The sequence below is a fragment of the Brevibacillus sp. TJ4 genome, assembly GCF_044627595.2.
Classification (GTDB): domain Bacteria; phylum Bacillota; class Bacilli; order Brevibacillales; family Brevibacillaceae; genus Brevibacillus.
This window is the reverse complement of record NZ_CP185865.1, coordinates 3,079,498-3,093,771: the sequence shown is the minus strand read 5'-3', so window position 1 is coordinate 3,093,771 and position 14,274 is coordinate 3,079,498. Positions and strand designations below refer to the sequence as shown.

Here is a 14,274-nt window from a genome sequence, read left to right as displayed (position 1 = left end):
GCTCACCCCTTTTTTGTCAGAGTCTGTTCGACGTACAATGCGCTGAATAAACCGCAGAACAGCCAGAAGTAGAGAGCCATGAACGGCACCTCGAAAATGTTTTCCACAAAATTGTGCATGGCGACCGCGAACAGCCCGCCGAATAGCCCCAAGAGCAGGAAGAAAGAAGGAGAGTTCTTCGACTCGCGGATTACGCGGATGCTGTAGCGCATCATCACAAAGATAACGGCAATCAGCAGAATAATCCCGATCAGTCCGAACTCCGCCAAACTTTTGAAGAAGTAGCTGTCTGAGTAGATCGTACCGAAGTGACGGGAACCGACAGCTCCGCCGTGATGGCCGAGACCTACGCCAAACAGCGGTTCGATACGCATCTTGTCATAGGCTGTGCCCCAGCGCTCCAGACGCCCGGCCTGCATGCTGGAAGCGAAATACTCGGGGGTAAACAGACCGAAAATGCGGTTTTTCACTGATCCGATCAGGGGTACGGAGTTCGGGACCATGAACAGTCCCGCCACGCCGAGCGCGCCGATGCCGACCAGGATGGCTGCGATTTTTTTGCTCCATATGTAGCAGCAGACGAACAGCGCAAAGGCGAGTGCAAACCAGGCTCCGCGCGAAGCGGTAAGCAGGAGTGCAAGCAGAGTAACCCCGGTTACGGCAACCCAGAGAAGCTGTTCCTTGCGGCTTGTCGCTTTCAGGACGAGTCCTGCTGCGAGCGGAGCGATCAGGGCCATGTAGCTGCCCAGCACGTTCGGACTGGTGACGAAGGAAAAGGCGCGTGTCGTGATCGCTTCGCCTTCCTGTACCCAGGCACCCGGCGTCTGTACCCCGATGACTACCTGCATGACGCCGACCAGTCCGGCGAGAAACCCGACGAGCACGAGGACCTTCAGCAAACGCTCCAGTTGTTCGGTCGACTTGAACAAGTAGAAGCCGATGAAAAAGGCCAGCACATACTGATAGACAGCGCGGAATCCTTCCACGCTCGCTTTCCAGTTGGCCATGTCAGACACCATCAGGGCCGCGCCGAGAACAAAGAAAGCGGCCAGCAGATGTTTGATGCCAGGCATCTGCCTGTCTCCCTGAAGGAAGGCGAACATGGTGAAAAGCAGCAACACAATAAGCAAACCCTCATCCCAAAAAGAAGAAATCACGGGAATTGGTAGAATGTTTCGCAACACGTAATCAATGACCGGGTAGGCTAGTAACAGGTAGAGCCAGGTATTAGACTGGCTTCCCCACTTTATCACGGTTTCTCTCATCGAATTTGTCGTCCTCCTGTATCGGGATTAACTTACCCATTATAATGAATCTGACAACCGAGTAGCAAGTTAAGAGGGAAAGTGCTTGGTAGGAAGGGAAAAAATAAGATATGATAACGAAGTGCTTTTCGTATGTTTACGCCGTTTTAGGTTTTCTTTCAGAATAGGAGATTTGCGAAATGAGTCTGATCAAAACCGCTTCCATGATCGTCGTCTTTACGCTCATCGGAAGATTGCTAGGTTTTTTCCGCAGTGTCTATGTATCGAGTTTGTACGGTACGGGAATGGAGGCAGACGCCTTCAATATCGCTGCGACCATACCGCTGACCTTGTTCCTCGTCGTGCCGGGAGCGATCAATGCCGTCCTGATCCCGACGATGCGGGGACTGCTGGAAAACAGGCAAGGGACTGGCGAGCTTTACCATAAAATGCTGACGATGATTCTTTGCTTCTTCGGGGCGGTGGCCGTACTCGGAGTCGTTTTTGCCCCGCAGATCGCCGCGCTGTTTGGACTCACGGGAGACAAGCTCGACCTGACCGCAGAGATGCTGCGATGGATGTGGCCGTCTGCTGTCTTCATCGGCCTGGCGGGACTGTGGCAGAGCGTGTGCAATGCGCACCAGCACTTTTTCACGCCGACGCTCGGCACAGTCGCCAACGGAGCTGTTGTCATCCTCGGCATGTACATCCTCGTGCCGCTGTACGGACCGACAGGACTGGCTATCGCCACGACGCTCGGCTATTTGGCGGCGATGCTGACCATGCTGCCGATCTTGCGCCGTTTTGGCTACCGGCATCAGCTTTCGTTTGCCTACCGAAACGACAAGGCCTTGGCGGGGATGGGCGAGCGAGTCGTGCCGATTATGATCGGTGCTGTCGTAGCTCAGGCGACTACATTTCTCGAACGCGGCTTTGCCGAATCGACGGGCACTGGTGCGATTTCAGCCTTGGCGAACGCCAACCAGATCGTCCAAATCCCGATGGCGATCTTTGTCGGTGCCTTTACCTTGCCGCTTTTCCCGCTGCTGGCCAGTCACGTGAAGCGGGGAGAAATGGCAGAGATGAAGGGCATTTTGCAAAAAGGACTGGCCTATCTGTTTATTTTGCTCGTACCCGTTACGGCAGGGCTTGTCCTTTACGCCGAGCCTGTGATCCGGCTCGCTTTTGAACGCGGTGCTTTTGACGAGCACTCTGTTGCCCTGACAGTCTGGGCCCTGCCATTTTACGCACTGGGTCTGTATGCGCTGGCTTCGCGCGACTTGCTCACACGCGCTTTCTACGCGCTGGAAAACACCCGGACACCGGTGACCATCGGTGTCGTCGGGATCGGAATCTACATGCTGACCAACTGGCTGCTGATCCCGTTGATGGGACATGGCGGGATCGCCCTCGCCAACGCCGTTTCTGCCTTCAGCCAGGCGATCCTGCTCTTTGTCTTGCTCTGGCGTGCTGTGGGAATACCCGTAGACAAGGGCTTTCTTCGTACGATAGCGAGAACCTTGGCAGCCTGTGCGGTCATGGGCGCCGGGATTTTGTTGCTCGATCCGTGGTTCTCGTCACTTCCGCTATGGGCTTATCTCGTCGTCGGGATCGGGTTTGGCGCGGCTGTGTACGGTCTGTCGCTCATCCTGCTGCGAGAGCCGCTTGCAGGCGAATTGCTGCACAAGCTGCGCAGCCGCTTTACTCGCGCAAAAGGTCAGTCGTAAGCGGAAACTCACGGATCGCATAACGGAATTTGCCAGATGCGCTGGGCGCAATTTGCTCCACATAGGAGACCTGGACATCGACGTTGCCCAGTGCGGCGCGTATGCCCTCCAGAAGTTGGGCTTCCTCCGCAGGCAGGTACACTTTCGGTTCCTTCACCAGCTTCAGGCTGACTCGCTGGCGTTCGTGCTGCACGATTTGGAAGGTGCGAAAGCTGCTCATGTTGCGGATGATGTGGTTAAAGTAATGTCCGTGCACAAATGTGCCGTGTTCCGAGACGAACATGTCGTCTTCCCTGCCGTCAATATGTTCGATCAGGGGATAGCCGATGCCGCAGTCACATGTCTGTGCGGAGAGGGCGATCAGGTCGCCGAGCTGGTAGCGCAAGCGGGGCATGACCGTGTTGTGCAGGTCGGTCACCAGCAACAGTCCAGTCTCGCCCGCGCGCAAAGGAATTCCGCTGATCGGATCGACGACCTCCAGATAGCAGTTTTCACTGAAGGCATGCATCCGCCCGCTGGGGCACTGATAGGCGATAATCCCGCCGTCGCGCGCTCCGTACTCGTTGATGACAGGAGCTGCGAACGCGCGTGCGATCACAGCCCGCTGATGCTCGTGCAGGCTCTCTGCTGTCGAGACGACCGCTTTGAGCGGGACATCGAGCGTCAGTCCTTTTTCCAGCATCATGCTGGCCAAAGTATACAGCGCCGAGGTGTAGCCGTACAGGTAGACGGGCGAAAAGCGCCGAATGAGCCGAAGATACGTATCCAGCCGGCGCTCGTCCAGGTCGTAGGCGGGAATGATCAGCCGGTTTTTCAGCCAGCGTTCCTTCCAGCGATACCGCTTTTGCTGATGCTGCGACAGCTCCAGCGGAGAGCCCCAGATCATCACGCACGGGTCGCCAATCTGGATGCCGTGCCAGGACAGGCCTAGCCAGCGGGCGGCTTCATACTGCTCGACAGCAGGCCGTTCCAAATAAAAGCTGACGGGCTCGCCTGTCGAGCCGCCGGTTCGGTTGGGAATAAAGGTGGAGCGGTCGCCGTTTTGCGCTATGTATTGTTCCGCGTTTTGGCGAAACCGCGATTTGCTCAGGATGGGCAGCCGCAGCAGAAAGGCTTCCGGATTGTCATGGCTCTCCTGCCACTCCTGGGCGTACGGAGCGTAGGCCGGGACGTTGTGTACGGCGTGTTCCAACAACGTCCGCAGCTTTTCGCGCTGGCTTGCTTGCAGTGCTTCGGTCGGCAGGCTCTGTCCCTGCCGCAGTTCACGTATATACTGTCGTGTGCGGTTTTTCTTCCATCTTTCCATCAGCGGCCATTGCACATGTCGGATCAAAAAACCGGTTACGGGCACGTCCCATCCTCCTCGTTTGCGCCAGACGATTCTAAGAAGTCGTTGCAATCTGTTTTCACCAGTATTCCTGTCAGATTGCGTCGTTATACCTGTTTGCTGGAACAGGCAAATGATAGTAGGATAGGGAGGGGCGTTACGCTCGTTTGATGGAGCCTTTCTATTCAGGATGAAAAAAGGAGTAGCCCATGGTAAAGAAAAGTCATTTCCTCGCAGGGGCGCTGATACTGGCGGTAGCGGGGGTTTTGTCCAAAATAATCGGGATGTTCTACCGGATTCCGCTGCAAGAGATCGTCGGGGATAGCGGACTCGGTTTGTATCAGGAAGTATATCCGCTGTACCTGACGTTTCTCGTATTGGCGACTGCGGGTGTTCCCGTCGCTCTGTCGAGAGTGATTGCGGAGGCGCTTGCGGAGGGCAAGGAAGCGACGATCGGGCAAATTCTCGCCCGCAGCATGGTGATGATGGGAGCGATCGGCCTGGGGCTGTTTGCGATCCTCTACATCAGCTCCCCGTTGATCGCCAGACTGATGGGCAACTTGCATCTGGTCGAACCGATCCGGGCGATATCCCTGTCGCTGCTGTTTGTTCCGCTGATCGCCGTCTTGCGCGGTTTCTTTTACGGCTATCAAAAAATGATGTTCGTAGGCTTGTCGCAGATCGTCGAGCAGACACTGCGGGTCGCCTTTATTTTGATCGCCTCGCTGTACCTCGTCAGTCTCGGCGAAGACACGGATACCGTCATCACCGGAGTCAACTTCGGGACGATGATCAGCACGTTTTTAAGCCTTGGCTTTCTGATGTTTCTGATGTGGCTGCACAACCGCAAAAGCCCTGTGTTTTCCAATGTTTCCTGGAGACGGATGGACTGGTGGTATGACCGTTCTTTCTTCGCCTTGATGTGGCGCATCGCCTGGCCGATCTGCCTGAGCGCCTTGGTCATTCCGATCTTCAGCCTGACGGATTCATTTCTCGCCATCAACATTTTCCGCACAATCTGGGACGTGGATGGGCTGACCGCGGATACCTGGTTTGGGATTTACAGTCGGGGTGGTCCGCTGTTGCAGATGGCGAGCCTGTTCGGTTCTTCCATCGCGCTCTCGATCGTACCGGCGATTGCCGAGGCAAAACGGCTCGGAGACGAGGAGCGGGTCGCGACCTTGACCAAGCTGTCGCTTCGCTTTGCCTGGCTGATCGGTTTGCCGGCTGGCCTCGGTCTGACGGCCGTAGCCGAAGGTGCGAATCTGGCTCTGTACGGCGACATGGAAGGAACGCGCGCGATGGCGATTCTTGGCGTCAGTGCCGTACCGCTTTCGCTGCTGCTGGCGACCAACGGCATTTTGCAGGGCGTCGGCAAAGAAAAAATCCCGGCCCGCCATCTGCTGTACGGCGTTATCGTGAAGATCGCAACAACGCTTGTGTTTACTTCGCTTCTCGGAATGGACGGGCTGTCCCTTTCCTGGCTGTGCGCGACGACGTTTGTCTGCATTTTGAATATGCGGGCGATTACGCGACTGGTTCCGCTGCAGCTCAATTGGCGCTTTGATACGCTGCACCCGCTGCTGATCGCCAATCTGATGCTCGTCCTGGCTTGGGGAGCTACCGAGGCGACAGGCTATGTCGTTGCGTGGGAGCAGCCGCGCCTGACGGGTGCGATTGAAACGGTAGTCGGTGTAATCGTCGGGATGGTCGTCTATTTGGGCTCGCTGCTCTTGATTCCGCTCGTGGAGGACAAGGAGCTGGAGTATTTCCCGGGCGGGAGCAGGCTGTTGGCGTTTCGCAACATGATCCGCAAAAAACAGGCGTCCTCCAAGTCTTCGTAAGAAACTCGGCTGGTGCGGACAGCAAAGAAATTCGACCGTTGGAAAAATGTATGCATTTCCTGCCATTCCTGGAAACAAACTAAGGCGAGTCAATCAATTGGTTTGCACAGGAGGCAAAAGAGATGTATTTCTACAAAGAAGACTTGATCAACCTGATCGTCCCGGACGAGCCGGACCCGCAAGCGGCCAAAGTCATGCAGGAAACACTCGGCGGCCGCTTCGGGGAAATGCGCACGATGATGCAGTTCTTTTTCCAGAGCAACAACTTTCGCGGCCAGGCCATCCAGTACCGCGACCTGATTCGCGGCGTGTTTTTGGAGGAGCTGAGCCATGTTGAGCTCGTCCAGCATACGATCAACCAACTGCTGACCGGAAGCGGTGCCGGAATGCCCGGGAATGCAGGGGAAAATCAGGCGCCACTCGACCAGGCGGTGAAGCATGCCAATCCGCATCACTATATCATGGGTGCCCAAAGCTCTCTGCCTGTCGACGCAGCCGGCAATCCGTGGATGGGCAACTACGTCTACGACCACGGCAATCTCGTTGCCAATCTGTTGGACAACCTGGTGCTGGAATCGACGGGGGTCCTGCAAAAATCGCGGATTTACGAAATGAGCACGAACAAAACATTCCGCGAGACGCTGGCTTTTCTCATCGTGCGGGATAATGCACATCAGAACGCGTTTGCCAAAGCCCTGGAAACGCTCGGGGTCAACTGGGGGAAGCTGTTCCCTGTGCCCAATTACGACATCAACAAGTATCCGGAGTGCCGCAAGTACGTGGAGATGGGCTTCCACAATGCGCAGTTTAATTTCCGGCTGGATCAGACGCGCATCGCGGAAATTTTCAGCGGACAGACCCCGAGCCGAAATGGTGGCGAGCTGCAGGTTGTCGCACCGCCTGAAGGCTTCCCGGTGCCCGTCCTGCCGGAGTTGCCTGATGAACACAGTCCCGGTCTGTACGACCTCCAGGCGTAGGCACGAAAGACGCAGCACTAGCGATATGATCGCAGCACACCTGTGAAAATGCGCAAAGAAATACCGGGAAAAGCAAAAGAGGATACCACGGGAGCTTTTTGCAGCGTCCCAGGTATCCTCTTTCTTTTTTATTGTTGCAAGCAAACCTACTGTTCTTTTCGGTAGACACAGACGACCATCTTGACGAAAAATTCGCGCAGACCGGGCAGTTTGGCCAATGCGCTCAACTGATTGCGCAGCGGAACTTCCCGTTCGTAGACAGCCGGATGCTTGACCCCTTGCTGGATTCGCCGAAAGCGTTTGATCGTCATCTGGTTGATGTAGGAAATCGTCTCGCGCCCATCCGGCTGAGTGCTGAAGCGGAACGAGATGCGGTCAGCGCCGTCTGGCAGGTCACGTACGAGCTGCTTGTATGCCTGGATCAATGCCTGTTCGGGGAAGAGAGCATGTACCCACGGAATTCCGATCGCATCGGAGAGATGGGCGCCGTAGGGATGGTAATAGGGCGGAAAGTTGATGTAGAGATGGCCGCCCGGCTTGAGCACGCGGAAACATTCCTCCAGCGTTTTTTCCGGCTCGCCGACATGCTCCATGGCGTCGTTCATAATGATCGTATCAAAGGTGTTGTCCGCAAACGTCATGTTGGCGGCGTCCTGCGTCATAAAGGAGACGACATCGGACAGCCCTTTTTCCTTGGCGAAGGCATTCCCTTCTTCTGCGTAATGCGGGACGATGTCAATGCCGATCATGCTCTTTGGTTTGAAGGTGGCGTAGTAGCACGTCTTGCCGCCACCGCCGCAGCCGATGTCGAGAACCGTTTTCCCGGTAAACATCTCTGCTTGCGAGTGAAAGGGGAGGAAGAACTGAATGGTCTGATCCCCTTTTTGAAATTGCCATTCTGTATAGCTCATCTGCCCGTCGTTGGCGAGGTTGAAGGGATGGACGGGCAGGGGAAAAACGCGGTTCAGCCGGAGTAGCAGTTGAGCCGAAACGGACATGGAAACCAACCTTTCTTCCGAGGTTTGTAGCAGCAGCGGTCAGCCTTTTCGACGCAGTGCCTGTAGTACCAACTCGCTGCTTTTTGCCGCTTCCTGTTCCAGAAGCAAGGCGTGTTTGGCGATGCCTTCCCGTTCCTGGTCGAGTACGGCCAGCCGCTCCTGCAAAAGCGACAGGAAAGAAGCTGCGTCCAGTTGGGTGATATGCCCGGCGTTGGGCATACCTGCACGCTCGACAAACCGGTCTATTTTCGGGTCGTAGGAAATCCCGGTAAACGGGATGCGCAGCATGCACGCCAATATGAGCGAGTGCAGGCGCATGCCGACGACGTAGTCGCACTGTTTGATCACGGACATGATATCATGGAAGGGGACATGGACATCCAGCAGCTTGGCGCCTTTTCGCTCCATCTGCTCGATTATGTGCCGCGAAGGTGCCAGGTCGCTTGGAAAATGCATCGGCAGAAACAGGACGTTCCAGCCCTGCTCGATAAACCAGTCGGCAGCTCTGGCAATGCTTTGCTTGAACTGCTGCTCCTGCTTCCAGTCCCGAACGGAGATGGCGACCAAGGGCTTGTCCGGCTCGCCGAACAAGTCGTGCAACAGTTCCTTGCCGCGGACATCCGAGACCTGTTCCGGCAAAATCGTCAATGCCGGATCGGCGGTGACGTGAATCGGGGCGCGTTTGACGCCGCACGCCTTGAAGTCTTCGCCAGACTCTTCATCGCGGACGGTAATCACATCGACCCGATTGACCACCTGCTTGATCATGGCGCGAGAAAGAGATTTGAGAATCGGTCCAAATCCTTGCGCGTAGAAGACGACAGGCTTGCCCAGCAGCTTGGCGATCATTACGATGCCCAAATAGTAGAGCACACTGCGCGGGCTGGTCACGTCCTGCATCAAGGTTCCGCCGCCCATCACCAGCATGTCGCTGCGTTTCAGTTCACGGAAAATCGTGCCCAGGTTCCAGCGGTCATAAGCCTCGATCCCGAACAGCTCGGCAGTCCGGTCCGGCTGGTTGGAGAGCACAGCCAGGGAAATATTCGGTTGTTCCCGCTTCAGCGAGCTGATGATGCCGTACAGGACCACATCGTCTCCGGCATTGTTGAAGCCGTAATACCCGGAGATGAGAATTCGCGACATGGAGTGAACCTTCTTTCTATATCAAACGTACAGGAAAAACACATTCTCAAGTATAATCGAGTAAACAATAGGAAGTAAAGCAAGCCTACAACAAATAGAGCACGCCCATGACGAGCATGGCGACGGCCAGTACCATCATGCCGATCATAAAGTAGTACAGGCCCTTGTTTTTCCGCCGTCGATAAAAGAATTCGTCAAACATATGAATCCTCCCTTAGAGGTAGATAGTCCATTCTCGTATCATACCATGCAGGGCACTTCCTTGCTATGTCCAGTTGTGGCAATCATGGGTGAATCCTAGCAGGAAAAAAGAGAGGAGAGACAACAGATGGAGCCGAGATGGCTGAAATACATCGTACATGTGGAACCAGACAGAGAAGAAGAATTTGTCGCGGCGGTATTGGACAGTCCGTATACACTGGGCTGGGTGGAGCCGCAGATCGAAGTGCTGACGACCGGTAACGGGTATGACTACACCGAAAACAATAGCGCGCCGTCGATCGCCTACCTGTTCGAGCCGCTTGAGCAGACAAACGAGGAGCACGTGCACAGGCTGGAACGCTACCTGGCGCAATGGGGCGGGGCTGTCACGTTCGAGTCCGTGGAGGAGGTCGCAGAAGAAAACGATTCCTGGAAAGAAGAGTTCCGTGAAGTCCAGGTCGGCGAGTGGTGGGTGGCTCCGACGTGGACGGAGCCGGAAAAGCTGGCCGCGGCACAGAATGTCCTCTGGATTGATCCGGGAGCAGCGTTCGGCACGGGCTATCACGGGACGACACAGGATTTGCTGTTGCTGCTGCAACAGCTTCCGCTGGCAGGAAAGCGGGTGCTCGACATCGGGGCAGGCTCGGGGATTCTCTCGCTGTTCTGTGTCCGCAACGGCGCTGCCCGGCCGGTCTTTGCCGTGGACATCAATCCGCAAAGCGAGTGGCAAATCGAGGTCAACGCCGCCAACAACAAAGTGACAACGGACAGCTTGCAGATCGTGATCGGCGATGCGCTCGATCCGGCGGTCCGCTCACAGCTTCCCGATCAGGTGGAGGTCGTGCTGCTCAACATCGGCGGGGATGAGGACGTCGCCATGCTCCCTGTCGTGGCAGAGCGGCTGGCAGATGGCGGACTGGTGATGCTCTCCGGAATTGTCGAGTGGAACCGTGAGCAGGTGCTCGCGGCTTATCAGCAAGCTGGCTTTCATTTGCTTAAGGAGCGCACAAGCGACGAGTGGGTGACGATGATGATGCGCTATCAGCGAAGCTGAAAAACGCGATTTTGAGCGGTCTGCAAAGGTTTAAACGAAGCCTCCCCTGTTAACAATGAGAGCAAGTCCCGGTTGGAAAGCTGCACCTTTCGGGTCTGTTTGCACGGGGGGAGGTTTTGGCATGTCATTTCAACGAATCACATTACGCCTGCTCGTCACAGGTGTGATCTTCTGTCTTGTGGTCATCGGCTATACGGTCTACGAATACAAGCAACTGGCGCAGCAATGGTATGTCCCGATTGACGGGCAGACAGTTGATACTGCCGACGGTGCAGGCAGCACGGCAAAGGCCGACCAGCCGCAGCGCGAGGTGTTGGCGGGAAAGGTGCCGCTAGACCCGTTTGTACTGCTCATTCTCGGTGTGGACAGCAGGGACGGGGAAGCAGCGCGCTCCGACACGATGCTCTTGGCTGCGGTCAATCCGGGAAAGCAGTCCGCCTACTTGATATCCATCCCGCGTGACAGCTATCTCGACATCCCGGGCAAAGGCTACGACAAAGTAAACCACGCCATGGCGTTTGGCGGTCCGAAACTGGTCAAGCAGTCGCTGGAGTCGTTTCTCGGCATCCGCATCGACCGCTACGTGACGGTCGACTTCGAAGGGTTTCGGCAGATCGTGGATCAATTGGGCGGCGTGACGGTCGATGTCCAGAAGCGAATGAAATACAGCGATCCGACTGACGATACGTACATCGATCTGTCGCCTGGCGTGCAGAAGTTGTCCGGCGAACAGGCTCTCGACTATGCCCGTTACCGGATGAGCGATCTCGGAGCGGAAGACAGCGACTATGAGCGCATCGCCAGACAGCAGGAAATCATTCGCGCACTGGCGACCGAAGCGGCCTCCTCCAAGGCGCTGACGAACCTCTATCCGCTGCTCGAAATTGTCGGCCAACACGTGAAGACTGACCTCACAGAAGGGGAAATTGCCTCGCTTCTGCTCTCCTTTGGCACGTCGGGCACCAACCAGGTACAGACCGACACGCTGCGTGGCAGAGACGAGCGTATTTGGCATAACGGCGTGCTTGGCTGGTATCACCTCGTCACCAAGGACGAGCGGCAGCGCGTTCGCAAACAGCTTGAGCAGGCACTAATACCATAACCCGTCGGGAAGGGGCGAGAGATTCGCTACCTTCCCTGTTTGTTTGGACATGGTGTAAATTTCCATTTTTGATATTGGAAAATTCCATATTTTTCGACTACAATAGAAACTGGAAGAGGTTATGAATGCTGATCGACGGGAAGGCAAGGCCAATACGAGATGGAGGGAAGAGCCATGTCACATGCCAAGCCTTGGTTTGCCAGTTACCCACCTGAAACTGCACCGTCACTGGAATACCCCCGTGTTCCAGTGACGCATTTTCTGGAACAGTCAGCAGCGACGCACCCCGATCACTACGCCATCTACTTCATGGGCAAACGCATTACCTACCGCGAACTGTTGCACCTGTCGTACCGGTTCGCTGATGCGCTGCAACAGCGCGGCGTCAAAAAAGGAGACCGTGTAGCGATCATGCTGCCCAACACCCCGCAGGCGGTAATCTGCTACTACGGCGCTCTGTTCGCCGGAGCCATCGTGGTTATGACCAATCCGCTCTACACGGAGCGGGAACTGATCCACCAGTTGAACGACTCCGGTGCAGAAGTCATCGTCACGCTTGATCTACTCTTCAAACGCGTCAATGAAGTAAAGTCATCCACTCCTCTCAAACGCATCATTGTCACCAGCATCGGTGATTATCTTCCCTTTTTCAAAAAAATGCTGTACCCACTCGTTCAAAAAAGGCAGGGTTCTGCGCCGCAAGTCACATACAGCAGCGATGTTGAGCCTTTTCTTACCGTGTTGAAAGAAAGCGCTCTCACTCCGGTGGAAACTGACGTCGACCCGGAGCAAGACATCGCCCTTTTGCAATACACGGGAGGTACGACAGGTGTCGCCAAAGGAGTCATGCTGACCCATGCCAACCTGATCGCCAACACCGTACAGTGCCGTGCCACCTTGTACAAGTCGCAGATCGGCAAGGAGCGGATTCTCGGCGTCCTCCCGCTGTTCCACGTGTACGGGATGACGGCGGTGATGAATCTGGGCGTCTCGATCGCGGCAGAGGTCATCCTCGTGCCCAAATTCGACGTGGCGCAAGTGCTGGAGCAAATCGACAAAATGAAGCCGAGCTTGTTTCCGGGTGCGCCGACGATGTACATCGCCTTAATCAACCACCCCGATTTGCAAAAGTACGACCTCTCCTCGATCGAAGCGTGTGTCAGCGGCTCAGCTCCACTGCCGGTCGAAGTGCAGACCCGATTTGAGGAATTGACCGGGGGCAAGCTGGTCGAAGGCTACGGCTTGACCGAGAGCTCGCCTGTGACCCACTCCAACCCGATCTGGGGCAAGCGCATTGCCGGCAGCATCGGACTTCCCTGGCCCGACACCGACAGCCGGATCGTCGACAGCGCGACAGGTGAGGAGCTGCCCCCCGGTGAAATCGGCGAACTGGCGGTAAAAGGCCCGCAGGTGATGCGCGGCTACTGGAATCGCCCCGAGGAGACGGCCGCAGTCCTCAAGGACGGCTGGCTATTGACCGGAGACATGGCCTACATGGATGAGCAGGGCTATTTTTACATCGTCGACCGCAAAAAAGACATGATTATCGCAGGCGGCTTCAACATCTATCCACGGGAAGTGGAGGAGGTGCTGTTTGAACATCCGGCGATCCAGGAAGCGGCAGTGATTGGCGTTCCTGACCCGTACCGTGGCGAGACCGTCAAGGCGTACGTCGTTCTCAAGCAAGGGATGCAGGCAAGCGAAGAGGAGCTCGATCAGCACTGTCGGGCGAAGCTGGCTGCTTACAAAGTCCCGCGCCTGTACGAATTCAAAAGCGACCTGCCCAAGACGATGGTCGGCAAGGTACTGCGCCGTCAGCTTGCGGAAGAAGAAAAGCAGAAAAGCGATTCCCTGGAGCAACCGAAATCGAGCTGACCCTAAGTGGAAGGCCAGGATGTCCAAGGGCGGCAAAACCGCTTGCGGAGCGTCCTTTTCTTTTGCCGTCAGGCGATTGACAGCCATGCGCAGGGTACTATACACTGAATATGAATGAATAGTCATTCACAATATCATCGGCGTGAGTAAAACAACGGAGGTACATATGGCAAAGAAAACGGGGGAAAAGTATCAGGCCATTATCGATGCGGCTGTTCGCGTTATCGCTCAGCAGGGCTATCACAACGCCCAGGTTTCCAAAATAGCTAAGGAGGCGAAGGTAGCGGACGGTACCATCTACCTCTATTTTGAAAACAAGGATGATATCCTGATTTCGCTGTTTAACGAAAAGATGGGTCACTTTATCGAAACGTGCAGGCAGCGCATCATGGAACAGACGTCCACGGAGCAGAAGCTGTACGTGCTCGTCCATGCCCATTTGAGTCAGCTTTCCCAGGACCAAGACCTGGCGAAGGTGACGCAAATCGAGCTGCGCCAGTCCAACCAGGAGATCAGCGTCGGGATCGGCAATGTGATGAAGCAGTACTTCAACCTGATCGACGAAGTGATCGGGGAAGGGATCGCCACAGGGGTGTTTCGCACTGATTTGGATGTGCGGATGACGCGGAAAATGATCTTCGGGACGCTGGACGAAGTGACGACATCGTGGGTTATGAAACAGTGCAAGTACGACCTTGTCTCTCATGTAGATCCCATTCATAACCTCTTCCTGTACGGTTTGAAGGGAAAGTAGCCAGAGGTGCTTTCAATTCCGGGGGCGA

General features: G+C 55.7%; 11 protein-coding genes. 7 read left to right on the top strand and 4 right to left on the bottom strand.

The features are described 5' to 3' along the window. Window positions 1–2: 2 nt before the first annotated feature. Window positions 3–1,073 (bottom strand): O-antigen ligase family protein, encoded by a 1,071-nt coding sequence (locus tag ACAF76_RS15220; protein ID WP_400164250.1) that lies wholly within the window; start codon window positions 1,071–1,073, stop codon window positions 3–5. A 371-nt stretch (window positions 1,074–1,444) separates the two neighbouring features. Between ACAF76_RS15220 and murJ the strand changes: the two genes are divergently transcribed. Further along, complete coding sequence (murJ, locus tag ACAF76_RS15215) at window positions 1,445–2,971, top strand: murein biosynthesis integral membrane protein MurJ (protein ID WP_400164249.1); 1,527 nt, start codon at window positions 1,445–1,447, stop codon at window positions 2,969–2,971. Here the strand turns inward: murJ and ACAF76_RS15210 are convergent. After that, a complete protein-coding gene (locus ACAF76_RS15210; RefSeq protein ID WP_400164248.1) occupies window positions 2,946–4,322 on the bottom strand; it encodes a phenylacetate--CoA ligase family protein in 1,377 nt (458 codons plus the stop codon). The two genes, murJ and ACAF76_RS15210, sit on opposite strands and share 26 nt — an antisense overlap. A gap of 185 nt (window positions 4,323–4,507) precedes the next feature. Between ACAF76_RS15210 and ACAF76_RS15205 the strand changes: the two genes are divergently transcribed. After that, window positions 4,508–6,142, top strand: coding sequence for an oligosaccharide flippase family protein (locus tag ACAF76_RS15205; protein WP_400164247.1), 1,635 nt, complete (start codon window positions 4,508–4,510; stop codon window positions 6,140–6,142). A gap of 122 nt (window positions 6,143–6,264) precedes the next feature. Then, window positions 6,265–7,119 carry a manganese catalase family protein gene (locus ACAF76_RS15200; protein WP_400164246.1) on the top strand — a complete coding sequence of 285 codons (855 nt, stop codon included), beginning with the start codon at window positions 6,265–6,267 and terminating at the stop codon, window positions 7,117–7,119. Window positions 7,120–7,265: 146 nt separating this feature from the next. On the opposite strand, the gene ACAF76_RS15195 is transcribed toward ACAF76_RS15200, so the two are convergent. Both ACAF76_RS15195 and csaB read right to left on the bottom strand, forming a co-directional pair. After that, window positions 7,266–8,117: a class I SAM-dependent methyltransferase gene (locus tag ACAF76_RS15195; protein ID WP_400164245.1), complete on the bottom strand. Its 852-nt coding sequence runs from the start codon at window positions 8,115–8,117 to the stop codon at window positions 7,266–7,268. A 39-nt stretch (window positions 8,118–8,156) separates the two neighbouring features. Further along, complete coding sequence (gene csaB / locus ACAF76_RS15190; protein WP_400164244.1) at window positions 8,157–9,260, bottom strand: polysaccharide pyruvyl transferase CsaB; 1,104 nt, start codon at window positions 9,258–9,260, stop codon at window positions 8,157–8,159. A 328-nt stretch (window positions 9,261–9,588) separates the two neighbouring features. Here csaB and ACAF76_RS15185 point away from each other — a divergent pair, with 328 nt between their 5' ends. The 4 genes from ACAF76_RS15185 (at window position 9,589) to ACAF76_RS15170 (ending at window position 14,246) form a co-directional block, all read left to right on the top strand. Then, complete coding sequence (locus ACAF76_RS15185; RefSeq protein WP_400164243.1) at window positions 9,589–10,515, top strand: 50S ribosomal protein L11 methyltransferase; 927 nt, start codon at window positions 9,589–9,591, stop codon at window positions 10,513–10,515. A 121-nt stretch (window positions 10,516–10,636) separates the two neighbouring features. Next, on the top strand, window positions 10,637–11,617 hold the full coding sequence (locus tag ACAF76_RS15180; protein WP_400164242.1) for an LCP family protein: 981 nt from the start codon (window positions 10,637–10,639) through the stop codon (window positions 11,615–11,617). Between the two features lie 174 nt (window positions 11,618–11,791). Continuing rightward, window positions 11,792–13,492, top strand: a complete 1,701-nt coding sequence (locus ACAF76_RS15175; RefSeq protein ID WP_400164241.1) for a long-chain fatty acid--CoA ligase — start codon at window positions 11,792–11,794, stop codon at window positions 13,490–13,492. 166 nt (window positions 13,493–13,658) lie between these two features. Then, entirely contained in the window at window positions 13,659–14,246 is a 588-nt protein-coding gene (locus ACAF76_RS15170) for a TetR/AcrR family transcriptional regulator (RefSeq protein WP_400164240.1), read from the top strand. Window positions 14,247–14,274 lie beyond the last annotated feature (28 nt).

What these genes read in the sequence shown, in the direction of transcription:
- ACAF76_RS15185 (WP_400164243.1), top strand. Translation starts at nt 9,589, where the DNA reads ATGGAGCCGAGATGGCTGAAATACATCGTACATGTGGAACCAGACAGA.
- ACAF76_RS15170 (WP_400164240.1), top strand. Translation starts at nt 13,659, where the DNA reads ATGGCAAAGAAAACGGGGGAAAAGTATCAGGCCATTATCGATGCGGCT.
- csaB (WP_400164244.1), bottom strand. Translation starts at nt 9,260, where the DNA reads ATGTCGCGAATTCTCATCTCCGGGTATTACGGCTTCAACAATGCCGGA.
- ACAF76_RS15195 (WP_400164245.1), bottom strand. Translation starts at nt 8,117, where the DNA reads ATGTCCGTTTCGGCTCAACTGCTACTCCGGCTGAACCGCGTTTTTCCC.
- ACAF76_RS15205 (WP_400164247.1), top strand. Translation starts at nt 4,508, where the DNA reads ATGGTAAAGAAAAGTCATTTCCTCGCAGGGGCGCTGATACTGGCGGTA.
- ACAF76_RS15175 (WP_400164241.1), top strand. Translation starts at nt 11,792, where the DNA reads ATGTCACATGCCAAGCCTTGGTTTGCCAGTTACCCACCTGAAACTGCA.
- ACAF76_RS15220 (WP_400164250.1), bottom strand. Translation starts at nt 1,073, where the DNA reads ATGCCTGGCATCAAACATCTGCTGGCCGCTTTCTTTGTTCTCGGCGCG.
- murJ (WP_400164249.1), top strand. Translation starts at nt 1,445, where the DNA reads ATGAGTCTGATCAAAACCGCTTCCATGATCGTCGTCTTTACGCTCATC.
- ACAF76_RS15180 (WP_400164242.1), top strand. Translation starts at nt 10,637, where the DNA reads ATGTCATTTCAACGAATCACATTACGCCTGCTCGTCACAGGTGTGATC.
- ACAF76_RS15200 (WP_400164246.1), top strand. Translation starts at nt 6,265, where the DNA reads ATGTATTTCTACAAAGAAGACTTGATCAACCTGATCGTCCCGGACGAG.